General features: G+C 70.0%; 27 protein-coding genes and 1 pseudogene. 14 read left to right on the top strand and 14 right to left on the bottom strand.

What is annotated here, in order from left to right:
• Nucleotides 1-12 precede the first annotated feature (12 nt).
• The 5 genes from ACIBJH_RS33990 to ACIBJH_RS33970 all read right to left on the bottom strand — a co-directional run bounded on the left by ACIBJH_RS33990 (nt 13) and on the right by ACIBJH_RS33970 (nt 2,375).
• The gene (locus tag ACIBJH_RS33990; RefSeq protein WP_399120751.1) at nt 13-687 is read right to left on the bottom strand and encodes a hypothetical protein; all 675 of its coding nucleotides are present in this window, start codon (nt 685-687) and stop codon (nt 13-15) included.
• A gap of 87 nt (nt 688-774) precedes the next feature.
• A complete protein-coding gene (locus ACIBJH_RS33985; RefSeq protein WP_399120750.1) occupies nt 775-1,113 on the bottom strand; it encodes a hypothetical protein in 339 nt (112 codons plus the stop codon).
• 41 nt (nt 1,114-1,154) lie between these two features.
• Nucleotides 1,155-1,448, bottom strand: a complete 294-nt coding sequence (locus tag ACIBJH_RS33980; protein WP_399120749.1) for a hypothetical protein — start codon at nt 1,446-1,448, stop codon at nt 1,155-1,157.
• A gap of 22 nt (nt 1,449-1,470) precedes the next feature.
• Nucleotides 1,471-1,956 (bottom strand): hypothetical protein, encoded by a 486-nt coding sequence (locus tag ACIBJH_RS33975; protein ID WP_399120748.1) that lies wholly within the window; start codon nt 1,954-1,956, stop codon nt 1,471-1,473.
• Nucleotides 1,957-2,012: 56 nt separating this feature from the next.
• A complete protein-coding gene (locus tag ACIBJH_RS33970) occupies nt 2,013-2,375 on the bottom strand; it encodes an ATP-binding protein (RefSeq protein ID WP_399120747.1) in 363 nt (120 codons plus the stop codon).
• Between the two features lie 488 nt (nt 2,376-2,863).
• On the opposite strand from ACIBJH_RS33970, the gene ACIBJH_RS33965 reads away from it, so the two are divergent.
• The 3 genes from ACIBJH_RS33965 (at nt 2,864) to ACIBJH_RS33955 (ending at nt 4,855) form a co-directional block, all read left to right on the top strand.
• Nucleotides 2,864-3,739 carry a helix-turn-helix domain-containing protein gene (locus ACIBJH_RS33965; protein ID WP_399120746.1) on the top strand — a complete coding sequence of 292 codons (876 nt, stop codon included), beginning with the start codon at nt 2,864-2,866 and terminating at the stop codon, nt 3,737-3,739.
• A 1-nt stretch (nt 3,740) separates the two neighbouring features.
• Nucleotides 3,741-3,977, top strand: a complete 237-nt coding sequence (locus ACIBJH_RS33960) for a DUF397 domain-containing protein (RefSeq protein WP_399120745.1) — start codon at nt 3,741-3,743, stop codon at nt 3,975-3,977.
• A 62-nt stretch (nt 3,978-4,039) separates the two neighbouring features.
• Nucleotides 4,040-4,855 carry an SAM-dependent methyltransferase gene (locus ACIBJH_RS33955; protein WP_399120744.1) on the top strand — a complete coding sequence of 272 codons (816 nt, stop codon included), beginning with the start codon at nt 4,040-4,042 and terminating at the stop codon, nt 4,853-4,855.
• Nucleotides 4,856-4,919: 64 nt separating this feature from the next.
• On the opposite strand, the gene ACIBJH_RS33950 is transcribed toward ACIBJH_RS33955, so the two are convergent.
• Nucleotides 4,920-5,819 (bottom strand): NAD-dependent protein deacetylase, encoded by a 900-nt coding sequence (locus ACIBJH_RS33950; protein ID WP_399120743.1) that lies wholly within the window; start codon nt 5,817-5,819, stop codon nt 4,920-4,922.
• A 184-nt stretch (nt 5,820-6,003) separates the two neighbouring features.
• Between ACIBJH_RS33950 and ACIBJH_RS33945 the strand changes: the two genes are divergently transcribed.
• The 3 genes from ACIBJH_RS33945 (at nt 6,004) to ACIBJH_RS33935 (ending at nt 10,351) form a co-directional block, all read left to right on the top strand.
• Nucleotides 6,004-6,579 (top strand): EF-hand domain-containing protein, encoded by a 576-nt coding sequence (locus ACIBJH_RS33945; protein ID WP_399120742.1) that lies wholly within the window; start codon nt 6,004-6,006, stop codon nt 6,577-6,579.
• A 164-nt stretch (nt 6,580-6,743) separates the two neighbouring features.
• On the top strand, nt 6,744-7,295 hold the full coding sequence (locus ACIBJH_RS33940; RefSeq protein ID WP_399120741.1) for a hypothetical protein: 552 nt from the start codon (nt 6,744-6,746) through the stop codon (nt 7,293-7,295).
• Entirely contained in the window at nt 7,292-10,351 is a 3,060-nt protein-coding gene (locus ACIBJH_RS33935) for a M48 family metalloprotease (protein WP_399120740.1), read from the top strand. Before ACIBJH_RS33940 ends, ACIBJH_RS33935 begins: the two co-directional genes overlap by 4 nt.
• Before the next feature lie 21 nt (nt 10,352-10,372).
• Here the strand turns inward: ACIBJH_RS33935 and ACIBJH_RS33930 are convergent, their stop codons facing one another.
• Entirely contained in the window at nt 10,373-11,137 is a 765-nt protein-coding gene (locus ACIBJH_RS33930; RefSeq protein ID WP_399120739.1) for a hypothetical protein, read from the bottom strand.
• A gap of 695 nt (nt 11,138-11,832) precedes the next feature.
• A pseudogene (locus ACIBJH_RS33925) lies at nt 11,833-12,579 on the bottom strand (SDR family NAD(P)-dependent oxidoreductase).
• 103 nt (nt 12,580-12,682) lie between these two features.
• On the opposite strand from ACIBJH_RS33925, the gene ACIBJH_RS33920 reads away from it, so the two are divergent.
• The 7 genes from ACIBJH_RS33920 (at nt 12,683) to ACIBJH_RS33890 (ending at nt 19,988) form a co-directional block, all read left to right on the top strand.
• On the top strand, nt 12,683-13,291 hold the full coding sequence (locus tag ACIBJH_RS33920; protein ID WP_399120738.1) for a TetR/AcrR family transcriptional regulator: 609 nt from the start codon (nt 12,683-12,685) through the stop codon (nt 13,289-13,291).
• A 248-nt stretch (nt 13,292-13,539) separates the two neighbouring features.
• Nucleotides 13,540-14,169: a GntR family transcriptional regulator gene (locus ACIBJH_RS33915; protein ID WP_399120736.1), complete on the top strand. Its 630-nt coding sequence runs from the start codon at nt 13,540-13,542 to the stop codon at nt 14,167-14,169.
• 338 nt (nt 14,170-14,507) lie between these two features.
• On the top strand, nt 14,508-15,374 hold the full coding sequence (locus ACIBJH_RS33910; protein WP_399120735.1) for an amidohydrolase family protein: 867 nt from the start codon (nt 14,508-14,510) through the stop codon (nt 15,372-15,374).
• Nucleotides 15,367-16,263 (top strand): hypothetical protein, encoded by an 897-nt coding sequence (locus ACIBJH_RS33905; protein WP_399120734.1) that lies wholly within the window; start codon nt 15,367-15,369, stop codon nt 16,261-16,263. Before ACIBJH_RS33910 ends, ACIBJH_RS33905 begins: the two co-directional genes overlap by 8 nt.
• An 80-nt stretch (nt 16,264-16,343) precedes the next feature.
• Nucleotides 16,344-17,648, top strand: a complete 1,305-nt coding sequence (dctA, locus tag ACIBJH_RS33900; RefSeq protein ID WP_399120733.1) for a C4-dicarboxylate transporter DctA — start codon at nt 16,344-16,346, stop codon at nt 17,646-17,648.
• A 302-nt stretch (nt 17,649-17,950) separates the two neighbouring features.
• Entirely contained in the window at nt 17,951-18,976 is a 1,026-nt protein-coding gene (locus ACIBJH_RS33895; protein WP_399120732.1) for an amidohydrolase family protein, read from the top strand.
• A 265-nt stretch (nt 18,977-19,241) separates the two neighbouring features.
• A complete protein-coding gene (locus tag ACIBJH_RS33890; protein ID WP_399120990.1) occupies nt 19,242-19,988 on the top strand; it encodes an IclR family transcriptional regulator in 747 nt (248 codons plus the stop codon).
• A gap of 37 nt (nt 19,989-20,025) precedes the next feature.
• On the opposite strand, the gene ACIBJH_RS33885 is transcribed toward ACIBJH_RS33890, so the two are convergent.
• The 6 genes from ACIBJH_RS33885 to ACIBJH_RS33860 form a co-directional block, all read right to left on the bottom strand.
• Nucleotides 20,026-21,156, bottom strand: a complete 1,131-nt coding sequence (locus ACIBJH_RS33885; protein WP_399120730.1) for an aromatic ring-hydroxylating dioxygenase subunit alpha — start codon at nt 21,154-21,156, stop codon at nt 20,026-20,028.
• A gap of 76 nt (nt 21,157-21,232) precedes the next feature.
• Entirely contained in the window at nt 21,233-22,402 is a 1,170-nt protein-coding gene (locus tag ACIBJH_RS33880) for an NAD(P)/FAD-dependent oxidoreductase (protein ID WP_399120729.1), read from the bottom strand.
• Entirely contained in the window at nt 22,399-22,761 is a 363-nt protein-coding gene (locus tag ACIBJH_RS33875; RefSeq protein WP_019069625.1) for a bifunctional 3-phenylpropionate/cinnamic acid dioxygenase ferredoxin subunit, read from the bottom strand. Before ACIBJH_RS33875 ends, ACIBJH_RS33880 begins: the two co-directional genes overlap by 4 nt.
• A gap of 174 nt (nt 22,762-22,935) precedes the next feature.
• The gene (locus ACIBJH_RS33870) at nt 22,936-23,604 is read right to left on the bottom strand and encodes a hemerythrin domain-containing protein (protein WP_399120728.1); all 669 of its coding nucleotides are present in this window, start codon (nt 23,602-23,604) and stop codon (nt 22,936-22,938) included.
• 8 nt (nt 23,605-23,612) lie between these two features.
• Complete coding sequence (locus ACIBJH_RS33865) at nt 23,613-24,530, bottom strand: TIGR03619 family F420-dependent LLM class oxidoreductase (RefSeq protein ID WP_399120727.1); 918 nt, start codon at nt 24,528-24,530, stop codon at nt 23,613-23,615.
• Between the two features lie 115 nt (nt 24,531-24,645).
• Entirely contained in the window at nt 24,646-24,903 is a 258-nt protein-coding gene (locus ACIBJH_RS33860; protein ID WP_399120726.1) for a hypothetical protein, read from the bottom strand.
• Between the two features lie 276 nt (nt 24,904-25,179).
• On the opposite strand from ACIBJH_RS33860, the gene ACIBJH_RS33855 reads away from it, so the two are divergent.
• Nucleotides 25,180-25,971, top strand: coding sequence for a phosphatase PAP2 family protein (locus tag ACIBJH_RS33855; protein WP_399120725.1), 792 nt, complete (start codon nt 25,180-25,182; stop codon nt 25,969-25,971).
• Nucleotides 25,972-26,284: the final 313 nt, after the last annotated feature.

Genomic DNA, 26,284 nt, shown 5'->3' with positions numbered 1-26,284 from the left:
GAGGACTGACGGCTACCAGCCCAGCAGCGGCTCGCCGAGAGCCAGGCCGGTGGCGGCGAGCCACTCCTCCTGCACGTCCCGGTTCCTGGTCCCGATGGAGAGGTAGACACCGTGCGTGCCCTGCGCCGGATCGGAACTCTGGGAGGTCCAGACGCTGTTGAGGCACAGTTGGACACCGCACAGCTTGCTGTGGGGCAGTCCGCGCAGCGCTGCGTACCAGCCCACGTCGAAGGAGAGCGGGCCGACGTCCGCGACCAGGGCGTCGATGTCGGCTTCCCTGCAGTTCTCCTCAAGGCGGGAGAGCACGAGTGGCGGCCAGGCGTCCCGCCACGGTTCCAGACATATGTCCGGGGGAAGCGGCCATAGCCCCTCAAGCTCGGGTGTCAGCTCCACCTCCACCCCGTACGGATTCTCGCCACGCGGCACGCCCAGCGCGTGCAGCCGCGTCCAGAAGTCCTCCAGGCCCGTCTCCGGAAAGCGCCTGCCGGCCCGGGTCATGAACCGGCCCTCGCGAAAGAAGTTGAGCGCGTGAGCGTACTGCTCCGCCGTGACGACCTGGCCGATCACCGGAATGTCCGGGTCGTCCGCCCAGACGGCGAAGTCCCTCAGGAGTTCACGGGCACGACGCAGAGCGCTCTCGGCGTCCGGCAGCGGTTCCAGCACCTCGTACAGCAACGACATCCCCACGGGCGACCTCCGCGGGCAGAGTAACGGCGACCGAGCAGCCCGATCACTTCGTTTTGACGCGAGCGTCGACCCGCGGCCGGAGCCGCCCTATCGACCGCCGTCCACGCGCTTGCGGGTCACGGCGAACGTGATGCCCATCCCCGCGGCTCCGTACAGGACGAACACCGCGCCCTCGCGCCTCAGGCTCCGGCGCTTCACCTCCTGGGCGAACTTCAGCTGGTCGTACGTGCTCGTGCCGGTCGAGCGGCCGGTGGCTGTGTCGTAGGAGAGCGCGCAGCGGTCGCTCTTGCGCATGGGCCCCGGGGAACTCTCGCCCTCCGCGTCCAGTTGGAGCCCCGGACAGTCGGGAGCGCCGTGCGCCGCGCCGGCCCTCAACAGCGACAAGGCCCCCCACAGCAGCGGCAGCAGGAACAGCACGAGTAACACGCCTCGGAGTCTCATCGAGCCACCCTAAGAGAGAAAGGCGATCAGTCCAGAGCGGCGATCACCGCCTCGGACACCATCACTCCCGCCTCCTGGATCCGCTGGCGCACGTCCTCTTCGTACAGCCAGGCGCAGGCCTCGATCGCCGGGTGGAGTTCGGCGAGGATCAACGCCGCGCGCTTCGGTACGTGGGTGGCTTCCCGCCATCCCGTTCCGCAGCGGTCGATCTCCTCTCCCAGCTTGAGGAGCGCCTGCTCGTCGAACCCCTCGTTCATACGCAGGGGGACCACGAAGCGGTCTGCCGCCTCTTCCAGACGACCGACCAGGTCCGTCTGCATGTGCGCCTCCCTGTCCGGCAGGTCAGTTGGCCGCGTCCAGGGACCAGAGCGGAGGGCTGCCGGCGACGCGGCAGGTGAGGAAGTACAGGGGTATCGGCGGGGTGTAGGGCTGCCCGGTCTCGGGGGAATGGATCAGCCGGGGATGCTCCCGGCCCGGTTTCGGGCGGGTGCTCGTCCAGGAGGGGTCGGCCACCCGGGCGCCGATCGCGTAGCTGATGGACGGCGGCCAGATGACGCCGATGTGCGAACCGGCGGGCACGATCCACCACCAGCGCCGGGCGTCGGCGAAGATACAGCCGACGCGCTGCAGACGGTCCAGGATGCGTTCCCCGTGTTCCCGGGGCATGCCCACGGCGTCGTATCCGAGGCTCGCGCGTAACGGTGCGGGGATCACCAGGCGTCCGAAGCGGGTGCGGTCGTGCGTCGGTGGCTCGGCGGGATGCGGGGGCGGAGGGGAGCCGGGCGCCGAGGGGGACGGGATGGGGTCGCGGCTGCGTGATCGGTACATGGGGGACCCTTCGGCCGGGTGTGGGGATGGGCCGGGCGGGGAAGCTCGGGCGGACGTCAGGGCGGGGCGGGTCTGCCCGCTTCCGTGGCCAGTTCGGCCCAGACGATCCGTCCGGACCGGTGCGGGACGTCCGCCGTGCCCCAGTCGGCGCTGAGCGCGGTGACGAGCAGGAGACCGCGCCCGCCCTGGTCGTCGGGGCCGGGCCGGCCGGGTACCGGGAGGGTGGAACCGCGGTTCTGGTCCTCGACCTCGATCCGGAGGACTCCGTCCGCGATCCGTACCTCGCAGACGATCCAGTCGCTCGCGGAGTGCGTGAGCGCGTTGGTGACGAGTTCGGAGGTCACGACGACAGCGTTGTCCCGGACGGCTTCGCGGACGCCCCACGCGATGAGCAGTTCGTCCACGGTTCTGCGGGCCACACCGACCGACGCCGGGGTCGCCGGCAGGCCGAACAGGTGGCTGTGGCGGGGGTGTTGGTTCCCGGAGGCGAGCCGGCCGGGGCCTTGGGGCCCAGGGAGTCGGCCAGGACGCCCGCCTCCGGGAGGTCGGTCCAGCGGCTGGGGGAAAGAGGGCGGAGCCATCGCCGTACGCCTTTCGTGTGCCTTCGCACCCTGGGCGGTGCCGGTGTCGAGCCGACCGGCCGCGCACGAGGCGCGGTTGGCGCCCCGGCCGGGCCAACGCAGGTCGCAGCCCTTTCCCCCAACTGGGCTGCGCCGTCTCGCTCTTCGATGAGCTGTGACGACGTGCTTACTGTGACACCTGCCAACAACGCATCGCAACCAACAAGTTGAAAATTGCATGTCGCGAAGTGCATGCTGCTTCCGCCAGGAAGTGATCGAAAGAGTCTGTGAAGAGCGAAACCCTGCCAGACTGCCGCCCGGAGCTGGAGGCGCAAGGGAGGTAGACCGTGACCGCAGAGACCGACTGGGGCGGAGTCCCCTCCGTCCTGCGCATGATCCTCGGCCGCCAGCTGGAGGAACTGCGGACCCGCGCGGGGCTCACGTACGAGGAGGCGGGCGCGGCCATCGGGGTCAGCCACTCCACGATCCGCCGGATGGAAGCCGCCAAGGTGGCCCGGCTGCGCCTGGCGGACGCCGAAAAACTGCTGCAGGTCTACGGTGTGACGGACCGTCAGGAGATCGACACCTTCCTGAAGTCGGTCCGCGAGGCCAGCAAGCGCGGCTGGTGGCACACGTACCGCGACGTCATGCCGGACTGGTTCGCCGCGTATCTGAGCCTGGAACAGGCGGCGTTGCAGGTCCGCGCCTACGAGAACGAGTTCGTCCACGGACTGTTGCAGACCGAGGAGTACGCGCGGGCCCTGCTCGGCGCGGGCAACCCGCACGCCCCCACCGAGGCCACGGAGCGCCGGGTCGCCCTGCGCATGCGCCGCCAGGAACTGCTGACCCGCGAGGCGCCACCGCGGGTGTGGGTCGTGATGGACGAGACGGTGCTGAGGTGGCCGGTCGGGGGTGCCGCGGTGATGCGCGCCCAGGTCGACCACCTGATCGAGGTCAACCGGCTGCCCCACGTGACGCTGCAGATCATGCCGTTCGCCAACGGCCCGCACCCGGCCATGCGGGCCGGGGCGTTCCACCTCTTCCGGTTCCGGGCACCCGAGCTGCCCGACGTCGTCTATCTCAACGGCCTGGTGGGCGCTGTCTACCTGGACAAGAGCGACGACGTCGTGGTGTACCGCGAGGCCCTGGACCGGCTGGGCGCCCAGGCGGCGCCCGCCCGCAAGACCGAGGCCCTCCTCGGTGCGATTCGCAAGGAGCTCTGACGTGCACCACCACATACGCAACGGCATACCGTCCCGGAACCTGGGCGCACGCGGCTGGACCAAGCCGTGGAGCGACGACGCCGGTGGCGCCTGTGTGGAAGTGAAGAAGCTCGCCGACGGACGCGTCGCCGTACGTCAGTCGACCGACCCCGACGGCCCGGCGCTGGTTTTCACGCCCCGCGAGATGACGAGCTTCGTGGCGGGCGTGAAGGCGGGGGACGCCGACTTCCTCCTCTGAACTGCCCTTGTTTTACTGAGCGTTGATCCCGAACCTCCACAACTCGCATGGGAGACACGGCGTTGCCCGACAACGGATGGCCGGCCGACCGCATCGACACCGAGCACGCGCACTCCGCGCGGATCTACGACTACATCATGGGCGGGAAGGACTACTACCCCGCCGACAAGGAGGCGGGCGACGCCATGTCCCGGGAGTGGCCCGCGCTCCCGATCCACATGCGCGCCAACCGGGACTGGATGAACCGGGCCGTGCGCTGGCTCGCCGAGGAGGCGGGCGTACGCCAGTTCCTGGACGTCGGCACCGGGATCCCCACCTCCCCGAACCTGCACGAGATCGCCCAGCAGGTGGCGCCCGAGTCACGGGTGGTCTACGTCGACAACGACCCCATCGTCCTCACCCTGTCCCAGGGTCTGCTCTCCAGCACGGCCGAGGGCAGGACGTCGTACATCGAGGCCGACTTCCGTGACCCGTCCACGATCCTCGACGCGCCGGAGCTGCGCGAGACCCTGGACCTCTCCCGGCCGGTGGCGCTGACGGTGATCGCCATCGTGCACTTCATGCTCGACGCGGACGACGCGGTGGGCGTCGTACGGCGCCTGCTGGAGCCCCTCCCCTCGGGCAGTTACCTCGCGATGTCGATCGGCACCGCCGAGTTCGCGCCGCAGGAGGTGGGGCGCGTCGCCCGCGAGTACGCGGCCCGCGACATGCCGATGCGGCTGCGCACCATCGGCGAGGCCCACGAGTTCTTCGAGGGTCTTGAGCTGGTCGAACCCGGCATCGTCCAGGTCCACAAGTGGCACCCGGACGGCACGGGCGAGCAGAACATCCGCGACGAGGACATCGCGATGTACGGGGCGGTCGCGCGCAAGCCGTGACCCTCTCGGTGCCGGGGCCGGCCGCACGGCCGTTCCCGGCACACCGGCCCCAACTGGCTGTTCCTCAGCCCGGCGGCCCGCCGACCGGGATGCCGAGCCGGTCGGCGACGGTCGTCAGGGCCGTTCCCAGCGGCAGCGCGATCCGGGCGCCGGCGTGCGGGTCGCCCCGGGTGGGGTCCCGGTTGACGATCAGCACCGGCTTGCCCTCCTGGGACGCCTGACGGACGAACCGCAGCCCGGACATCACCGTCAGGGACGAGCCGAGGACCAGCAGCGCGGTCGACTCGCGGACCAGCCGCCGACAGTGCTCGACGCGCCGCGGCGGAACCGACTCGCCGAAGAACACCACGTCCGGCTTGAGGACGCCCCCACAGTCGACGCACGGCACGACACGGAAGTTCCCGACCTGCGCGTCGGAGAGGTCCGCGTCACCGTCCGGGTTGATCCCGGCGGCTACCGGGTCGAAGCCCGGGTTCTCGGCCTCCAGGCGCCGGGCGAGTTCGCGGCGCGGGCTGACGGCACGGCAGGAGAGGCACACGACCCGGTCCAGACTGCCGTGGAGTTCCACGACGCCCTCGCTCCCGGCGGCCTGGTGCAGACCGTCCACGTTCTGGGTGATCACACCCGAGACGCGGTCGTCCCGGGCGAAGGCGGCCACCGCCAGGTGTCCCGCGTTGGGGCGGGCCCGCCCGAAGGTGCGCCAACCCAGGTGGCTGCGCGCCCAGTACCGGCGCCGCGCCTGCGCGCTTCCGGTGAAGTCCTGGTAGGTCATCGGGGTGTGCCGGCTCAGGCTCCCGCCCTCGCCCCGGTAGTCGGGGATGCCCGACTCCGTGGAGATGCCCGCACCGCTGAGCACCAGCACACCGCCGGTGCTCAGCGCGTCGACGACCGGCTCCAGGTCGGTGGTGCCCGGCAGCAGGTCCGCCGCCGCGGGGGTCCAGCTCAGGGTGGGGCGCATGCGCATGCCGCCAGGGTACGGAATCGGCGGCGGCCCCCGGCGGGCACGGACGCTTGCCCGGGCATGGTCCGCCATCCCCCGCGGGCAAACCGGCACTCGGCGCACCGGGCGGGCGCGCGGGCGCGCGGGCGCGCGGACACCCGCCGCGGTGAGCGCGAGCGCCGTTGCGCGGCGGCCGGCCGCGGAAAGCATGTCCCCAGTACTGCGAGTGGGGAGACATGTGATGTCCAGCGAGTTCCGGCGGACCAAGCTCCGGGCCATGTTCGAGGCGTTCGACGCGGACGGCAACGGCTATCTGGAGGAGGCGGACTTCGTGGCCCTTGCGGACCGCTGGGGCCGGCTGCCGCGCGTGAGAGAGGGATCGGAACTGGCGGCTCGCGTGGACGGCGTACTGAAGGGCTGGTGGCAGCAGCTGGCGGAGAGCGTGGACACGGACCGGGACGGCCGGATCGACCTCGCCGACCTCCTCGCCATGGTGGACCTGCTGCCGACCATCCCCGAAGCCGTCACCGCCACCGCCGACACCATCTTCGACGCGGTCGACGAGAACGCCGATGGACGCATCTCCCGCGGCGAGCACCAGCGTCTCGTCGACACCTGGCACGGACGGCCCGTGGAGACCGGCGGCGCCTTCGACCGGCTCGACCACGACGCCGACGGCTACCTCAGCCGCCCCGAGTTCGCCGCGCTGTGGACCCAGTTCTGGATCAGCGACGACCCCACCGAACCCGGCAACCTGATGTGCGGCCCGATCGGCGCCGGGTGAGAACCCCGTACATCACCACGAGGCACATCACTCCCCATTTACCAATATTCACGGCACTCTCTCGCAATTCCCCTACGGTCGGGCATCGAAAGAGCTGAGCGGACGGCCCGCGTGTCAGGGACGCGTCTGCGGCATCTCGTGATGACTCTGGTCTGGGGGGCGGCGTGAAGACATCGCGTCATGTGTACGACTCCGAAGCGGCGGACGTGGCGGAAGCCGCACGGGGAATGCTCGATCGGGCCGCCGATGTGGCACCGGAACGGGTCGCCGCCGAACGCCGGGCGTTCGCCATGCTGTGCGCGGCCTACTTCAGTGATCCGCAGCAGGCGCTGGCGCCCGGCACCGAGGCGCGCGGAAGCGGGCCTCTCGGGTTCGGCGGGCCGGATGTGGAGCCGTTGCTGACCCCCGTGTTCCTGGCCGCGGCATCCGCTGTGGGGGCGTATCTGGGCGACAGGGCGGTCGGCGCGTCACGGGGTCTGCTCCGCAGGATGTTCGCCCGCCCGGCCGCCGACGGCTCCGCGGAGGAGGGAGCGCCGGATGCCGGCTCGGCGGAAGAACCGACCGAGGCGGTACGGCTGGATCCCGAACAGTGGCGCGAGGTACGGCGGATCGTGCTGCGCACGCTGGTTCGCCACGGTGGCATGCCACAGGACAGAGCGGAGCTCATGGCCGCGGCGGTGGTGGGTGACGGGCTGACCGGGGAGCCGCCGCGGTGACCGAACGTGTCGGGGTCTTCGAAGGCATGCCTCGCCGCGCGGTCCCGACCGGTCCCGCCACGGTGCCGGAACGGCTGCTGCGGGCCAGGACGGACCTGCGGTTCGCGGTCCTGGTGGGCGCGGTGCTGGCGTCCAGTGTCGTGGCGTTGAGTGTGGTGTGCGCCGCGCTGCCGTCCTCCGAGCGCCTTTCCCGGGACCGGGTCGGTCCCTGCTTGGCCCGGATCGATCCGGCGACCGCCTGGATCGCGGAGCAGAGCGACCGCCTGAACGCACAGATCACGATGGCCAACGCGTGCGAGCGACCGTACTTCCTGCACGAGGCCGGCTGCATCGCGATCGGGCTCATGGTCGAAGCGGCCGTCGCCGTCCTTCTGTACGCGCTCCACCCCTGGTGGCCGCGGCTCAAGCGGCGGCCGGCCTCGCGCGTGGGGTCCGGCCCGCGGTGGCGCCCGGCCGGGAGCGTTCGTCTGCCGCGGTGGTCCAGGAAGGTCCGGCTGACCGGGGAGGAGAACGCCGACGTCCTGGCGGAACTGGACTCCCTGGCCCGCGCGACCGGGCTGTCCCGGCTTCCCCTCTGGCTTGTCGATCCCTACGCGACCACGACGGGCGGCCGGGCGTACGGTCTGCCGGGCCGTCCCCGGATCTGTCTCGACGTGGGGCTGCTGGTCCGCTACGACCTGGACCGGGAGGGCTTCCGCGCCGTCGTCGGACACGAACTGGCCCACCATCGCCATCGCGATGTCGGCCGCACCTATCTGACGGTCTCGCTCTGGTGGTCCTTCGTCGCGACGGCGCTCATACCCTGTGTGCTGCTGTCCGTGCATCCCCGCGCGCTGCTGGAGGCCGGCGGCGCGGACGGCCTGCCGGGCGGCGGGCAGAAGCTGACGTACCGACTGGTCGCCCTGGTGGTACTGAGCATCACCGCCTACCTGGCCAGGAACATGATCCTGCGCGCACGCGAACTGCACGCCGACGCGGTCGCCCACTCCTGGGGCTTCACCCGCGGCTCCCTCCCCCGGATGGTCACCGGCCTGCCCTGGCCGCCGTGCGCGCGTGCGGTGTGGAGGCGGGTTCCGGCCGGTTGGTCGCGCTGGGCAGCTCATACCGGAACCCATCCCAGTCCCGGTCGACGGGTGGCGGCGATGCTCGATCCCGTACGGCTGCTGCGCACCGGCGCCTGGGAGATGGCCGGCATCGGACTCCTGGCCGGCCTGGCCCTCCACAATCTCGTACTGCTGACGGGGAATCTCACGGGGCGCTTCGTCACGGTGGGCCTGACGCTGCTCGCGCTGCCCGTCGGTGTCGTCGTCACGTCGACGCTGGCCTCGGCACTGGTCGCAACGGCCGGCCGCCGCACGCCGGTTGCCCCGGAGGCGGCCCGTTCCCGGTGGGACGTCGTCGTTCTGCCGGCCGCGCTCACGGGCGGCATGGTGTGCAGCGGGAAGATCTCGCTGGGAACGGCCGACCTGACGGCGCTCAACCCGACCCTCGGCCAGTACGCGCTGATCGGTCTCGTCCAGCTGGCGATCCTGCTCCCACTCGCACTGTGGACACGGTCGGTGCACCGCCAGGTTTCCCCGGAGGGGCCGGGCGTGACACATGGGCCGCGTCCACGCGCGATCGTCGCCACCGCCGGAGCCGTCTGGGGGCCGCTCCTGGCCCTGTGGAGCAGCGGTCAGCTGCACCCGGCCGACCTCACGAGGACGCCCCTGCACGCGGTACCGGCCGTGGGCCGGACGATCGGCTGGTACACCGCGCTCACCGACGACCTCGCCGACGCCTACTTCTACGTCCCGCTCACCTACATCCGTGCCACCCCCTTCCTGCCCGTAGGACTCGTCCTCGTCTGGGCGATCCCGCTACTGCTGGCCCGCCGCCGGCACGGGTCCCTCGCCGGGGCCGAAGACATCGGCAGAGCTCTGACGGTCGGCGCGGTCGCGGGCCTCGGGGCGGTCGCGGCCGGAATCGCCCTGCCCTTCGCCGCCCGGGGCGCACTGCCGCCCGAGGTCCGCCGGATCGGCGACCCGTCGGCCGTCCTCGGGACCCTGCCGTTCTCCGTCGTGCACGCGAGCACCTACCTGGCGGTCACCGCCCTGCTCCAGGCGGCAGCGGCGGCGGGGACCGCTCTCGTCTGCCGCGGGCTGCGCCCCGTGCTGGTTCCGCTGGCCGTGACCGTGACCGCCGTCCTGGGCACTCTGGGCTTCTACGTCAGCCATGGGACATCTCGGTGCGTCGCCGTCACCGGCGTCGCTCCGGACGTCTGCGGCGCGAGGGAGTTCCTGCCCGATGCCGACGCGGCCTTCCATCTGCACGAGGTCGTCGCCTGGGGAGTGGTCGCCGCGGTACCCGCCGGGCTGCTCGGCGCGGCGGTCGCGGCACTGTCCGGACACCGTCGAGGACCGTCGGAGGGTGGGACGGACACGGCACGCGGGAACACCCGCCGCCCGACGCTCCTGCCGCCGATGCTCGGACTCCTGGCGGCGCTTCCGCTCGCGGGCGCGGCTGCGGGGATCCCCCAGGACTACCTCCTCTGGCGACCTGCAGCCCCCGCGGTTGTCGCACAGCCCCCCTTGAATGGCCAGGACACCTCAGGCTCATCAGTCCGGAGGAACGACCCCTGTCTCCTCGGAAGCTGGCGTGCGTCTCCGGCCAGGCAACGTATACGCGTCGACGGAAGCAACGTGTGGCTGACCGGCGAGGGCGGCACCTGGACGTTCCGGCCCGACGGCACCCTGATCATCGACGACGGCAAGGGCGTCTCGGAGACGGCGACTCTCCACGGCCGCCCCGTGGTTCTTCGAACGAGCGGCAGCGTCACCACCCGGTACCGCACGGCAAACGGCAAGATCGGCTACTACGGTTCGGCCCTACGCCGCCCCGGCGAACTCAGTCTCCGCGTGGGCGAGACCTACGTCGTCCGCGAGAAGCGCACCGCGTCCTTCTCCCCCGATCGCTACCGCTGCGCAGGCAGAGCCGTTCATCTGACGCCGGCGTCCCAAACGACCGACTTCCCCTACGAGTTGACACTCACCCGACTGCCCTCGGAACCGAACTGACCACGGCCGAACGTCGGCCACTCACCCACTGGAACAGTTGAGTTGTGGATCCACTGTCCTTCTTACGGCGGGAGCATCGCCACGCAGCCAGATCCGCAGCGGACCGATCGGCTCGAAGCCATGACGCACGGCGACCGCCAGGCCGTCGCCGTGCTCATAGCCGACGACGGGCAGAGCGGGAAACAACCGGCGCACGGCGTCCAGGACGACAGGCCAGGCCACGTCCGGGTCGCCGTCCACGGCGAAGACGTTGGAGATTCCGACCACCTGGTCGCTGCGGCCGGCCACGGCCCCGGCGACCAGCCGACCGCCGGGGGCCCGACCGGCGAGGACGAAGGTGGTCGGGTCGTCGAGCAGTTCGGGGCGGAAGAGGGCGGCGTTGCCGTTCCCGTTGTCCCAGGCGAGTGCCCAGGCGCCCAGCGCCTCCGGATCACCCACCACGGCCCAGGTCAGATCCGAGGCGATGGCGGGCGCACTCGCCGGGCGGTGGATCCACTGCGCCTCGAACAGCACGTGAAAGCCGGCCTCGATCAGGTCGAGGTCGGCGAAGCTGTCCTTGACGGAAGCGCCGGGCGCGGTGGTGTCGATCCGGTTCAGCAGCGCGTCTGGATCGGCGCCCGGCTCCAGCGTCACGGCGTCGGGGTAGTACAACGGAGTGCGTTCCGGGGCGACCCAGGCCTGCAGCCCGAACTCACCCGCCACACCGTGCGATCGGCACATCACCGCGCACCACTCGGCGTTGTTGAGGGCAGCTGCCCGGATCAGAGGATGCTTCGGGGTCGTCACAAGTGCGGATCATTGCCGCCCCGACCCCGCAGGGCGAGCGCTTTTCCGCTACCCACGGCACGGAGATCGTCAACTGGGATCTTGATGACGCCGGGGACAGAGAATCCCGGGGCGGAGTTGAACGCCGTCCCGGGATTTCGTTGTGTCGGGTCGTGCGGGGTCGTAGGAGGGTTCCTGGTTGTGTTGAGTTGCACGACCAGCACCGGGAGCCCGCTGTCCCCCAGGGCCGCGAGCGCGCCCGCGGCGATTCTCGCGTGCTCGGCTCCAGGCTGCGGACCCCTGCCAGGATTCCCCCGTTATGTTTTCTGCGGTCCTGCAACAGGGCCGCTGGCCTCCGGGCCCGGCATGACTGTTCCCCCCTGTCGAACCGATGACCTGGGGGGTGGTGTCACCGGGTCCGAGAGGCGCCGTTGGAGACGCTGATGAGAGGTGCGACTACCGCCCGGCCTGGCGCAACGCCCGGCAGTACGCGGGCGGCAGGTCTGCATAACGTGGATGCGCGCACGACGCCAACGCCCCGGCCAGCACCGCACACCCCCGTTCGGGAGGACGGCTTGAACGACAACGACGGGATAGACGTCTTCCTGGGCCTGGACGTCGGCAAGACGAACCATCACGGGCTCGTCGACTCCGGCACCGGCGCCACCCAGTCGCGTAGTCGCGTAGTCGCGTAGTCGCGTAGTCGCGTAGTCGCGTCAGATCTGGTTCTCGCCGCCGTCCACGTACAGGTTGGCGCCCATCATGTAGCTGCTGTCCGCAGAGGCGAGGAAGGCGACCGCGGCGGCGACCTCCTCCGGGCGTCCGATCCGGCCGATGGCGAGCTTCGAACCGATGCCCGCCTTGAAGGCGGCCGAGTTCTCCTCGCCGACGAGTTCGGTGATACCGGAGGTGTCGATGGGCCCGGGTGAGATCGCGTTGACACGAATTCCCCGGCTGCTGAGTTCGTTGGCCCAGGTCCGCGCGAAGGACCGGACGGCGGCCTTGGACGCCGCGTAGGCACCGAAGCCGGTGCGCCGTGGTCGGCGGCCGTGGAGGCGTTCAGGATGACCGAGGCGCCGTCGTTGAGAAGAGGGAGAGCCTTCTGCACGGTGAGGAGCGTGCCCTTGACGTTCACCGCGAAGATGCGGTCGAAATCCTCGGAAGTGGTCTGCTCCAGCGTCGCGAACGAGGCCGTGGCCGCGTTGGCGAACAGTACGTCCAGGCCCCGCCCCTGCTCGCGCACCGTGTCGTACAGCCGGTCCAGATCGGCCGAGTCGGTGATGTCGCCCGGCACCGCGGTGACCGCGGAGCCGATGGACTCGACCGCGTCCTTCAGTTCCGCCTCGCGTCGGCCGGTGATGAACACGTGCGCCCCCTCGGCCGCCGGCCGTGCGGCGGTCCCGGCCGATCCCCCGTGTGCCTCCGCCTGTGACGACAGCCGTCTTGCCTTCGAGCGTTCCCATGACGTGACCTCTCCACATTTCTGTTCTGTTCCGAACGGAACAGAACGGAACGGGACCGTAGCACTTCTGGTCCGGTCGGAACAGAAGGGGTACGATCCGGAGCGTGGAAGCAACGAGCAGGGCACCGATCGGCCGGCCGCGAGGGTTCGACATCGATGAGGCACTGCGACGGGCCATGGTCGTCTTCTGGGAACACGGCTACGCCGGCGTCAGCCTCACCGACCTGACCCGGGCCATGGGAATCACCAAGACCAGCCTGTACGCGGCCTTCGGCAACAAAGAAGACCTCTTCCGAAAGGCCCTGCACCACTACGCCGAGGGGCCCGCCTCCTACAGCATCCGCGCACTGCAGGAGCCCACCGCCCGTGAGGTGGCCGCCGCCCACCTCACCGGCTCCGTTCACGCCTCCACCCTGGCCGGCTGTCCGGCCGGATGCCTCGGCGTCCAGGGCTTCCTGGCCGCGGGCCACCTCGGACAGAGCGTGGCCGACGAGCTCGCCGCGTGGCGCAACGACGGCCGAGCGCGGCTTCGCGACCGCTTCCAGCGAGCCATCGACGAAGACGACCTGCCCGCCGGCACCGATCCGGACGCCCTCGCCCACTACCTCATGACGATGGCGAACGGCATCGCGGTCCAGGCGGCCACGGGCGCCACCCGCGACGAACTCCAACGGGTCGCGGACGCCGCCCTCCACAACTGGCCACCCGCCTGAACCTGCCCTGTGACCCACCAGGATCCTCCAGGCCCACCGATGGTCTTGAGGGTCTCGGAGCGTTCGACGGGTGGCGACATCCACGAACCCGCTCCACCACCACCCATGATCGCCGACAATATCTCCGGTGATAAAATCAGCGATCTGATCCGAAACCTGTGAGCACAGGGCGGCGCACGTCCGCGCGCGGGAGAGAGCGACAGCCGGTGACCAGCACGCGCATCCAAGGGGCGGCCGCTCGGAGCCATGTGAGCACGCACGTCCGCCACGCCTTGCGGGTCGGTGACCTTGTGCCGGGGCAGCGGCTTGTCGTGCAGGACCTGGCCGACGAACTCGGGGTGACCCGGAGCTCCGTACGGGAAGCGCTGCTCGACCTCGCCTCCGACGACCTGGTGGAGATCGTGCGCAACCGTGGGGCGCGGGTCAGGATGATCTCGGTCGAGGAGGCCATCCAGATCACCGAGTGCCGCTCCGCGCTGGAGCGGGTGTGCGCCCGCAGGGCGGCCGAGCGTGCGAGCGAGGCACAGCGTGCCGAACTCACCGAGGTCGGCACGCAGTTGCGTGCGGCGGTCGCCGAGAACCTCCCCGAGACCTACTCGGCGCTCAACCGAAGACTGCACGACCTCATCATCGAGTTCAGCGGCCAGGTGGTCGCCAAGCGTCAACTGGAGCGCCTCAACACACAGATGGTGCGCTTCCAGTTCCGCCTCGCGATGCGGCCCGGGCGTCCGCAGCAGTCGCTGCCCCAGCTCCTGTCCATCATCGACGCCGTCGTCGCCGGTGACGCCGACGCCGCCGACGCCGCCGCCGAGGCCCAACTGGCCAGCGTAATCGACGAGTTGCGCACGACTGGGCCGCGCGATCCGTCGCCCCTGTGAGCTGACGCGTAGGGGAAGCGGTCCTGTCCGGTCGGACGGCCGCCTCCGGCCGGGCAGCGGGCGCCGCCCCTGACCGGCGGGGCTCACGCGGGGATGCGCCCTGCGGAGTCATCGCACGAAAAGAACGCGGCCGACCACCCCCGAAGCGCGGCCACCCGCTTCGCCTCTCCCCGACGCCCCCTGCCCAACACCCGGTCGACAGCGCCCATTTCCGATCACTGCAAAAATGATGGGATAAAATTGTTGACAATCTTGTCCGCCTGGACTTCAGTCGGTGTGCAGGTTCCGGCCAACGTGCCGAGCGACCGGCGTCCATCCGAGAACCCTTGGGAGACCTGGTGCAGATCGTGGACACGCACACGCACGTCATCTCGTCGGACAGCACGCGCTATCCCCACGCCCCTGTCGGGGGGCGACAGTCCGCGTGGTCACAGGCCCACCCCGTGGACATCGACGGTCTGGTGCGCGCACTTGACGAGGCGGGTGTCTCAAGAGCCGTGGTGGTACAGGCCTCGACGGTCTACGGGCACGACAACCGATACGTCGCCGAAGCCGTGCGGACCCACCCGGACCGGTTCGTCGGGGTCTACTCGATCGACGCCCTGGCCGACGACGCCACAGCGGAGATGGAGAAGTGCCAGGAGCAGGGGCTGTCCGGCTTCCGCCTGTTCACCACCGGGACCACGATGCCTGGCCAGGCGGACTGGCTGGGCGATGAACGCTCGTATCCCACATGGGCCTATGCGGAGAAGAACGACATTCCCGTGTGTCTGCAGATGACGATCCAGGGTCTGCCTGCACTCCGGAACCTGCTGGAGCGTTTTCCCCGTGTGCGGGTACTGCTCGACCACTGCGCGCGCCCCGATCTGTCCGACGGTCCCCCCTACCGCCTGTCGAGGGAACTGTTCGAGTTGGCGCACCACCCCGGCGTCCACCTGAAACTCACCCATCGCGCCTTGGACGCCGCCGAGGTCGGCAAGTCCACGAGCGAGGCCTTCCTGGCGAACCTGCTGGCTTCGTACGGCGCCGGACGTATCGCGTGGGGCTCCAACTTCCCTGCGGCGGAAGGGAGTCTCTCCGGCATCCTCGCCAAAGCCCGGGGCGCGCTGACCGGCCTCTGCGACGACGACCTGAGGTCGATCTTCGGCGGCACGGCCCTCGCGTTCTATCCCGCCCTGGCGACGACGGGCGAAGCACATGCCTGAGCCCTCCGTCCTGCGCACCGTTCTCGCCGATCATCCTCATACCGCGAAGCTGAAGAGCGGCGAAATCCGTGGCGAGCGGGTCACTCTGTCGTTCAGCGACGTCGTACCGGTCCACCGGGCCTTCGCGCCCATGGTGCGCGAAGAGGCCTACGACCTCTGCGAGTTGGCCGTCGTGACCGCCTTGCAGGCCATCGCCTACGGCCGTCCCGTGGTCCTGTTGCCGGCCGTGGTGGCCGCGCGCTTCCAGCGGGGGTGTCTCATCGCCCACGCCGCACGACCGGTCACACCGGCACAGCTGGCGGGCACGCGGGTCGGTGTGCGTTCGTACACCCAGACCACCGGAATGTGGGTACGCGCACACCTCGCCGAGGACTTCGGTCTGGCGGCACGCGACATCCGCTGGATCACCCACGACGAACCCCACGTGGCCCAGTACACGGACCCCGGCTTCGTCAGGCGCGAGAGCGGTCGGGCCGGCCTGCCCGACCTGTTGCGCGAGGGCCGGATCGACGCCGCAGTGCTCGGCAACGACCTCCCCGAGAGTGAGGAGTTCGTCCGCGTCGTCCCCGACGCCGACGCGCGTGACGAGCGGTGGTGGCACCAACACGGCTACCTGCCCGTCAACCACATGGTCGTCGCCGGTGCGTCGGTCTGCCGTCGGGACCCGCAGGCGGTCCGAGAGGCCTATCGCCTTCTGCTCAGGGCCGATGCGGCCGTCGAGCGCCCCGATGCCGGACCTTCCCCGGCCCTCTTCGGCTTCGACCTCCTGCGTGAGCCGATCGAACACATCGTGGGGGCCTGTCTGGAACAGGGGCTGCTCCGCAGAAATCTCACGCCGGAGGAGATCTTCGAACCGGCAAGGAGCGTTCTCGGCAGCGACGCCGTCTGAGCCCGAGTCCCTGACTCTCCGACCGTTTCTCCCTGAGTGGTCTTCCCGCCAGTCTTTCAACGACGAAACTGGAATCGACGATGAGTGAAGCAACATCCACGGCCGTGCCTGTACAACCGGTCGAGCCGCCCCGCCGCTTCTACCAGGACCTCGCCTTCCAAGTGCTCGCCGGAGTCGCGCTGGGCGTCGTGGTGGGCAATTTCGCCCCGTCCGTCGGACACCACCTCCAGTTCCTCGGCGACATCTTCATCCACCTCATCCAGATGGTGGTCGGCCTCATCATCTTCTGCACGGTCACCCACGGCATCGCCAGTGTCCGTGATCTCGGCAAGGTCGGCCGTATCGCGGTGCGTGCGCTCGTGTACTTCGAGGTGATCACGACGATCGCCCTCGTCATCGGGCTCGTCGTGGTCAACGTGCTCCGCCCTGGTGCGGGTATGCACATAGACCCGTCGTCACTGCACGCGGCGGCCGACACCGCACCCGCGAAGTCGGAGGGCTTCGACGACTTCCTCGTCAGCCTGGTGCCGACCTCCGCGGTGCAGGCGTTCGCCGAGGGAGACATCCTTCAAGTCCTGGTGTTCTCCGTCCTGTTCGCCTGCGGTCTGGCCTCTCTCGGCGATCGGGCGCAACCTGTGCTGGACATCGTCGGCAACGTCCAGCAGACGCTGTTCTGGATCATCCGCAAGGTCATGCGCATCGCACCGCTCGCGGCTTTCGGCGCCATCGCCTTCACCGTGTCCAAGTACGGACTGGGCACACTGACCTCGCTCGGGAAACTGATCGGCGTCTTCTACCTGATCGTCCTGCTCTTCTTCGTCCTGGTGCTGTGGCCGGTGTCGCGGTACGCGGGCATCAGCCTGTTCAAGCTGTTGCGGTACTTCCGCGCGGAGCTGTTCCTCGTGCTCGGTACCAGTTCGTCGGAGAGCGTCTTCCCACAACTCACCTCCAAGCTCAAGAGACTTGGAGTGGACGAGCCCGTGGTGGGTCTGGTGCTTCCCACCGCGTACAGCTTCAATCACGACGGAACGTGTCTGTACTTCGCCTCGGTCAGCGTCTTCCTGGCCCAAGCCACCGGCAGTGATCTGGGATGGCAGGCACAGGTCGGTCTCCTGCTCGTCCTGCTGCTCACGTCCAAGGGCGGTGCGGGGGTGTCGGGATCCGCGATCGCCGTGCTCGCACTGACCCTGAGCACGACACACAAGATCCCGGTGGACAGCATCGCCCTGGTGCTGGGTATCCACAGCATCCTGTCGGCCGCCTTCGTCTTCACCAACGTCGCCGGCAACTGCGTGGCGACACTCGTGGTCGGGAAATGGGAGAACGCCATCGACCGGGATCGGCTGCACGCGGAGCTGGATGCCGGTTACCAGACAGCTGCCTGACCTGCCCCCGCGAACGAAAGGGACCAAGCCGAGGCGGCCGGGGCAACCTCGGTGCCGGGCGGGGACGTCAGGCGCGGGACAGACACGGGTGTCCGGCCACACACCGTCGCCCGTAGCCACAACCACCTGATGGCGCATGTGGCGAGACGGATTCCTGGGCCCGCACATCACCGGCGCCGGGCGCCCCGGCGACGGAGGAGATGGGCGGCGCACACCCCCGGCCACAAACCCTTGACGATATTTCCGGCAATGACGACCGAACGCCCGTCGGCACCGACGAGGCTTCCGCGAGAGGGAAAACCATGATCATCGACTGTCACGGGCACTACACCACCGCCCCGCCCGCGCTGGAGAGTTGGCGCAACCGGCAGATCGCCTCGCTCACCGACCCCGCGGCCGCCCCCTCCCCCGCCGACCTCCGCGTCTCCGACGACGAGCTGCGCGAGAGCGTCGAGTCCAACCAGCTGCGCCTCATGGACGAGCGCGGCATCGACGTCACGGTCTTCTCACCCCGCGCGTCCTTCATGGCCCACCACGTCGGGGATTTCCAGACCTCCGCCGCATGGGCCGCGATCTGCAACGAGCTCTGTCACCGGGTGGCCGCCCTCTACCCCGAGCGCTTCGTCCCCGCCGCCATGCTCCCGCAGTCCCCGGGCATCGACCCCGTCACCTGCATACCCGAACTGACCCGCTGCGTGGAGGAGTTCGGCGCCATCGCCCTCAACCTCAACCCGGACCCCTCAGGCGGCCACTGGAACGCCCCACCCCTCACCGATCGCTCCTGGTACCCGCTCTACGAAAAGATGGTCGAGTACGACATCCCGGCGATGGTCCACGTCAGCACCAGCGTCAACCCCGCCTTCCACACCACCGGCGCCCACTACCTCAACGCCGACACCACGGCGTTCATGCAACTCCTCCAGGGCGACCTCTTCACGGACTTCCCCACCCTCCGCCTGATCATCCCGCACGGCGGCGGCGCCGTCCCCTACCACTGGGGCCGCTTCCGCGGACTGGCCATGGCCCTCGGCAAACCCCCACTCGAAGAACACCTCCTCGACAACGTCTACTTCGACACCTGCGTCTACCACCAGCCCGGCATCGATCTCCTCCTCGACGTCATCCCCACGAAGAACATCCTCTTCGCCTCGGAGATGATCGGCGCGGTCCGGGACATCGACCCCTGCACCGGCCACCACTTCGACGACACCCGCCGCTACACACACGCAGCCAAGTTGCCCGCCGACGAATTGGCCGCCGTGCAGGAGCACAACGCGCGCACCGTCTACCCCCGCCTCGACACGCTCCTCGGAATCCAGGGGCGCTGAGCGGTCGCAGTCGTCGCATCCAGGCGTCGGGATCGAAGGCCCTCCACCCGGGCCCAGCGCACAATCAGTGCACATTTTCGCCGGAACTTCCGGGAACTCGCAGGTGGAAACGGGTGCGCCCTGCGGCCCTCGAATCAGCAACTACCAACCCAAAAGACCTGGTCAGAGTCCCCACAGTAAACACCTTGTAGCGTACTACGCGTATAGTTTCGCTGTGAGCAACTACAGTCCAGATACTGAAACGACAGGTTCGCAGTCCGGCGGGGTGCAGTCCGTGGACCGTGCGATCAGCGTGCTGGAGATTCTCGCCCAGCGCGGCGAGGCCGGGGTGAGCGAGGTCGCCGGTGAGATCGACGTGCACAAGTCGACCGCGTTCCGGCTGCTCGGCGCGCTGGAGGCGCGGGGGCTCGTGGAGCAGGCGGGTGAGCGCGGCAAGTACCGGCTCGGCTTCGGGATCGTGCGGCTGGCCGGTGCGGTCACCGGGCGGATCGACATCACCCAGCAGGGCCGCCCGGTCTGCGAGCGGCTCGCCGAGGACATCGGCGAGACGGTCAACATCGCGGTGATGCAGGAGCAGTACGCGATCAATCTGTACGAGGTCCGCGGCCCAGGCGCCGTCACCGCGCACAACTGGGTCGGTGAACTCACCCCGTTGCACGCCACGTCCAGCGGCAAGGTCCTGCTGGCGCACCTGCCCGCGAAGGAGCGCGCCGCGCTGCTGTCGGAGGCCGGTCTGAAGAAGGTGACCCCACAGACCATCACCTCGAAGACGAAGCTGGAGAAGAACCTCGCCGAGGCCCGGGAGCGCGGATACGCCTGGACGCTGGAGGAGTTGGAGGTCGGGCTGCACGCCGTGGCCGCTCCGGTGCGCAACCGGGACGGCGAGGTCATCGCGGCGGTCAGCGCCTCGGGACCGGCCTACCGGTTCACCGAGGAGCGGCTGCACGAACTCGCCCCGATCCTGGTCAAGGGCGCCGAGGAGATCAGCCACCGCATGGGCTACCTGGGCTGAGCAGCCCAGGTCACCCCGGCCGGCCCCACGGGCTGCCTCACCCCTGCGGACCCCCCAGGCGCTCGTTCACCCAGTCGTGGAACGCGCCGATGTGATGCTCGCTGGGCACCAGCACCCCGCCCTTGGCGTACATCCGTGAGCTCATTCCGGGCTGCGTGCGCTCACACGCCTCGAAGTCCTGGCGGTTGACGCGGTCGAAGAGTTCCACGGACCGGCTGACGTCCTTGCCGCTCTCGACGACGTGCGGGAGGTAGAGCCAGTCGCACTCGACGATCGTGCGGTCGACGGCCACCGGGTACATCCGGTGGAAGATCACATGGTCGGGGACGAGGTTGATGAACACCTGCGGCTTGATGGTGATCGCGTAGTAGCGGCGGTCCTGGTCCTCGCTCACGCCGGGTATGCGGTCGAGCCCTTCCGACCCGTCCACGGTGAAGCCCTGCACCTCCTCGCCGAACTCCGCGCCGTGGCCGACGTAGTACTGGGCGGCGTAGCCGTCGGCGAACTCCGGGAGTACTTCGGTGAGTTCGGGGTGGATCGTGGCGCAGTGGTAGCACTCCATGAAGTTCTCGATGATGAGCTTCCAGTTGGCCTTGACGTCGTAGACGATGCGCCGGCCCACCGAGAGGTGGTCGGTGTCGTAGTGCTCAAGCGACTCCACGTCGCCGAGCCGGGTGACGACCTCGCCGATGACGTCCTCGTCGAAGGACGGCGGGTTCTCCGCCAGGTTGACCCACACATAGCCGAGCCATTCGCGGACGGCGACGCTCACCAGTCCGAATTCGGTACGGCCGACATCGGGCATCTTCGTCAGGTTCGGCGCCGCGACCAGCTTGCCGTTCAGGTCGTACGTCCAGGCGTGGTACGGGCATTGGAAGGCGCGCTTGACCTCGCCGGTCTCCTCGGTGCAGAGCTTGGCGCCGCGGTGCCGGCAGACGTTGAAGTAGGCGCGTATGGAGTTGTCGCGGGCCCGGGTGATCAGGATGCTCTCGCGGCCCACGTCCACGGTCCGGAAGGCGCCCGGTCTGGCGAGTTCGGAGGAGCGCACGGCGCAGAACCACATCGTCTCGAAGATGCGTTCCTGTTCCTGGGCGAAGACTGCCGGGTCCGTGTAGGAGGAGCCGGGCAGGGTGGCGATCAGGCTGTCCGGCAGGCTGGTCGAGGTCACAGTGCACTCCTCGGAGAACGTCGTGGATCGGTCGGTCACGCGCCGGGACGAACGACTCCGGACGGCGTAGTTACGGTCAACTCACCGTGGCGGCAAGCTGTTTGCGCCACCGCATGAACAGTCGCGGCTGGTCCATCGCGAGCACGGCGACCGGCTGCCCGGCACACCGGTAGACGGCGAGGAAACTCCGGTCGCCCGGGGCGCCCTCCTCGACGGTCACACTGTCGGCACCGGCGGCGTGACCGGCGAACTGGATCTTCACGCCGTACTGGTCCGACCAGAAGTACGGCGGCCGGGGCACCCCGGGCTCCGCCGCCCCCCATGACAGCAGCGCGGCCACCGCCGCGTCGGGCCGCTCCCGCGCCCCGGTCCAGTGCTCGACCCGACGGTGCGAACCCGCCCGCGGGTCGTACCAGTTGGCACAGTCTCCTACGGCGACCACGCCGGCGAGGCTGGTACGGCCGTCCGCGCCGCACTTGACGCCGTTGTCCAGCTCGACGCCGGAGCCTTCGAGCCAGTCGACGCACGGGCGGGCACCGACACCCACGACGACGATGTCGGCGGGGACGGTGCGCCCGTCCGCCAGCAGCACCGCGTCGACGCGGGCCTCGCCGCTCAGCCCTTTCACCCCGACACCGCACAACAGCCGTACGCCGTGGGCCTCGTGGAGGGCGGAGACGACGCCGCCCATGGTCTCGCCGAGGGGTCCCGCGAGGGGGGTCGGTGCCGCTTCGATCACCGTGACGTCGAGTCCGAGGGCGTACGCGGTGGAGGCGACCTCGGCGCCGATGAAGCCGCCGCCGATCACCACCAGCCGTCCGCCCAGGGCGAGTTCGTCGCGCAGGGCGCGGGCGTCGTCCAGGGTGCGCAGGGTGTGCACGCCGGCCAGGCCGTCGGTGCCCGGCAGGTTCCGCGCCACCGCGCCGGTCGCGAGGACGACGCCGTCGGCCCGGACCTCCCGGCCGTCGTCGAGGGTCAACACCCGTTCCGCGCCGTCGACTCGGAGGGCGACGGCACGGGCGCCGAGCAGCCACTCGGCGCGCAGGTCCTCGTCGTCCGACTCCAGCGCGAGATCGGCCTCGCCGAGGGTGCCCGCGAGGAACTCCTTGGACAACGGCGGCCTGTCGTACGGGCGATGGGGTTCGTCGCCGATGACGACGAGCCGTCCGTCGTAGCCCTGTTTGCGCAGCGAGCGTGCCGCCGACAGCCCGGCCAGCGAGGCGCCGACCACGGCCACGGTCCTCACGCGGGTCCGCCGGCGAGCCGGGACGCGACGCAGGGCGGCAGGTTCGGGGCGTCCGTGGACGGCACGACGTAGATCATGCCGTCCTGGACGAGAACCTCGTGGGTACGCACCGGGCGCTTGGCCGGCGGGGCGTCCACCGCGCCGGTCCGCAGATCGAACTTCGATGCGTGCAGCGGGCATTCCACCTCGCAGCCCTCCAGCCAGCCGTCGGCGAGCGAGGCGTCCTGGTGAGTGCACGTGTCGTCGATGGCGAAGACCTCGCCGTCGTCGGTGTGGAACACCGAAACCGGCGGATCGATGTCGAGCCGGTAGGCCTCGCCTCGCGGCAGATCCACGAGAAGGCACGCGGGAATCATCATGACACCTCGGTGCGTATAGCGAAACGGATTGCGGTAAGCGCAACGTCAGTTTGAGGGCGCCCCCAAACCCTTGTCAAGGCATCCAGAGGACAGGTGAACCCCGGATCCGACGTTGCCTCTCACGCAACACGCCGCACAATAAGAAACTCCGCACCGACATCGGTCCCCGGCCGCTCAGCCCCCGTTCCCTGCGCGCAGGCGGGCCTCCCAGCGGGCGTGGGAGCGGCGGCCGGACAGGCGCCAGAGGAGAGGGGCGGGTGCCGGGGCCTTGGTGAGGAGCGTTCGCTGCTCTTCGGGGGTCGCCACGGCCATCAGCGCGCTGAAGGATCGCAGCAGATGCTTCTTGTCCAGCTTCGCCAGGCTGATCTCGCCGAGTTCCTCCCATTCGGCGACGCTCAGATACTCGGCCGCCAACGGCAGGATGGTGTTCTCCTCCTCGTCCATGTGCGCGGTCAACACCGCGCCCAGTTCGGTGAGTTGATCCGCCACCTGCTCGGCGAGGGACGGCCGGGGGTCGGCGGCCAGTGCGTCCAGCGCGCCCCGCACGTCCGTGACCAGTTCTTCGAGGCGGTGGTGCTGTTCCTCCATGCGGGCGACCGCCTCGGCCCGCACCCCCGTCCGGGCCGTGAGCAGGGGCCAGAGGTACTCGTCCTCGCTGGTGTGGTGGGCTTCCAGGCCCATGAGCATGAACCGCACCGCGTCGACGACCAGCGCGGCCCGCCCGGTGTCACCGGGCCGCAGCCCGCGCACCAGGTCCGGCAGCTCCGCGCAGGGCTGCCGGAACGTGCGGTGCACCACGACCATGTCGTGGACATCCGGTTTCGAGGTGACTGTGTCGGACATGGTGCTCCCTAACCCTTGCTCAGCTGCTCGTGGAAACGGTGTGCCAGGTCCGTCAGCTCTTCGGCGCTCCGCGCGGTCTGCTGCAGGTCGACGAGGACCTCGTCGGCGCCCGCCGCGTGGGCGGCGAGCAGGTAGTCCGAGACCTGGACGACCGTTCCCCGGCGCGGAACGGCGTCGTCCGGTGCGGCCTTGGCCGTCACCACGGGGTTGACCCGGACGACGGTGCGCAGGGCGTCGGGATCACGTCCGGCCGCCTCCGCGATCCCCCGGATCTGGCTGATGACGTAGGCGAGTTGGGGCACCGGGAGGGCGACTCCGGCCCAGCCGTCCGCACGCCGGCCGATGCGTTCCAGCGTGGCCGGGGTGAAACCGCCCAGGAGGACCGGCGGGCGGGGGCGCTGCACCGGGAGGGTCTCGATGTGCGCGCTCGGGATCGTCCACAGCTTCCCCTTGTACTCGGCCGGGGAGCCGGACCAGACGTGTTCCAGGACGTCCAGGATCTCCTCCAGCCGGGCTCCGCGTCCCGGCCACGGCACCCCGATGGCCCCGTACTCGTCGGACGACCAGCCGAGCCCGAACCCGACGTCGAGCCGTCCCCCGCTGAGGATGTCGACGGACACCAGTGCGCGGGCCAGGAGAAGCGGGGAGTAGAAGGGTGCGTTGAGCGTGCTGGTCCCCAGGCGCAGCCGTCGGGTGGCGTGGGCCAGGAAGGACAGAGTCACGACGGGGTCGAGGAAGGTGCGGTACTCCTCCGGTACGGGGCCCCCGCCGGGATACGCGTCCTTGGGCCGCGTCGGTACGAGGGCCCGGTCGCCCACCCACAGGCTGTCGAAGCCGATCTCTTCGACGGCGGCGGCGAACCCGGAGAGGGTGGCCGGGTCCGTGAACAACCCGTACTGGGGAGCTCCCAGTCCGATCTTGAGCATATGTGTCACCTGTTCGAGAAGCTGGTGCGATCCGTTCTCGATCACCGTGCCGAACACGGATCGACGTCCGGTCGACGGCGGGTGAAAGCGGCGTCGACCCGGCGGGCGAACAGGCTCAGCGCCCCGCCGCTTCCTTCCGCAGCCGGACGCTCACCTCGTACACATGCTCTGCCGCGGAGATGTCGACCTCGGCCCGGTCCGAACTCAGCGCGGTGAACAGGCGGGCCACCTCGTCAAGGAAGTGGGCCGGGCTGTTCGGGTCGTCCGGCGCGCCGCCGACGGCCTCCGACTCGGCGAAGAACTCGACGGCCTCCGCGCCGCGCCCCTGGTCCACGAGCACGACCGACAGCAGCCGGGTGGACACGAAGAGCACGTCTGCACCGAGCGCACCGCGTTGCCGGGCGACTCCTCCCACAGCGCGTCGATGAGGTCGTCGAGACCGCACTGCCGCCCTTCCGCGAGCAGAAGCCGGACCAGGACCGCGCGCTGCAGCGGACTCCCCAGATCCAGTGGACGCCCGTCATGGCGACCGCTCAACGACCCCAGCAGCCCGAACTCGTACCCCTCCACCGCCGTTGCCACCTGGCGGATTCTAGCGGCCCGCACCCCCTCATCTGCGCGTCCTCGATGCCCAGGAGTTAGGGTGCTGATGGCTCGCAAAGGGGACACGAGGGGGCTCGCGTTGGATCGTGCGGCAGGAGAGGACCTGGAAGCCGGCCCGGGCGAGTTCGCGGCGCGTGGGGTGCTGCCCCCGTCGCTGCGCCCCCCGCTCGCCGTGATCGCGGTCCTCGCCGCGCTGGTGGTCGGCGCGCTCGGGATCCTGTACGCCGGGCACAGCGCGCCCGGCGCGGTGGACAGCTGGATCTTCCCTCCGACGTCGGACAGTGTGGGTCCGCCGTGGCGCCAAGTCGCCCTGGTTCTGGACTTCTTGGGCGAACCGGCGGGATCGGCGATGGTGATCGTGGCCTGCGTGGCGGGCTGCCTGCTGGTGCGGCAACGCCGTGCGGCGGTGCTCGTCCTGGTCGGCGCCGGTGCGACCGTGGGGACGACCACGTTGCTCAAGCATGTGGTGGGGCGGACCATTCACGGCCCCGGCAACCTGTCCTACCCGAGCGGGCACACCGCCTTCGCCACCGCGCTCGCGCTGATGGCGGCGCTGTTGGCGACGGACCGGCTCGGCCTCGGCAGGACGGCCGGTACGTCACTCGTGCTCGCGGCGGGGCTGCTGGCCGGCACGATCATGGGCTGGGCGGAGGTCGGGCTGGGCGCGCACTATCCGACCGACGCCCTCGGCGGCTGGTGCACCGCGCTGGCGGTGATCCCGGCGTCCGCGTGGCTGGTCGACCGGACGGCCGACCGGCTGGGCGATCGGTCGACCGGACGGCCAGGCCGTCGGTCACCCGGCCGGACGGCCGCCGCCGGTCGGCGCACACCCCGCTGACGTCACCTCACGCCAGGCGGCACCACAGCGGCTCCGCCCCACGCCGGGCGGCGGAACAGCAGGTTCGCCCTACGCCGGGCGGCAGGACACCGGCTTCACCGACCGCCCGGCAGCGGAACAGCAGCCTCACCTCACACCAAGCGGCAGCACACCAGCTTCACCGACCGCCAGGCGACAGCACACCGGCTCACCCCCGCCCGGCAGCACAACAACCGCCCCACCTCACACCAAGCGGCAGCACACCAGCTTCACCGACCGCCAGGCGACAGCACACCGGCTCACCCCCGCCCGGCAGCACAACAACCGCCCCACC

The sequence above is a fragment of the Streptomyces sp. NPDC050548 genome, from assembly GCF_044457385.1.
Taxonomy (GTDB): domain Bacteria; phylum Actinomycetota; class Actinomycetes; order Streptomycetales; family Streptomycetaceae; genus Streptomyces.
Note: the sequence above shows the minus strand (reverse complement) of the source record. Positions and strands in the feature narration are given on the sequence as shown.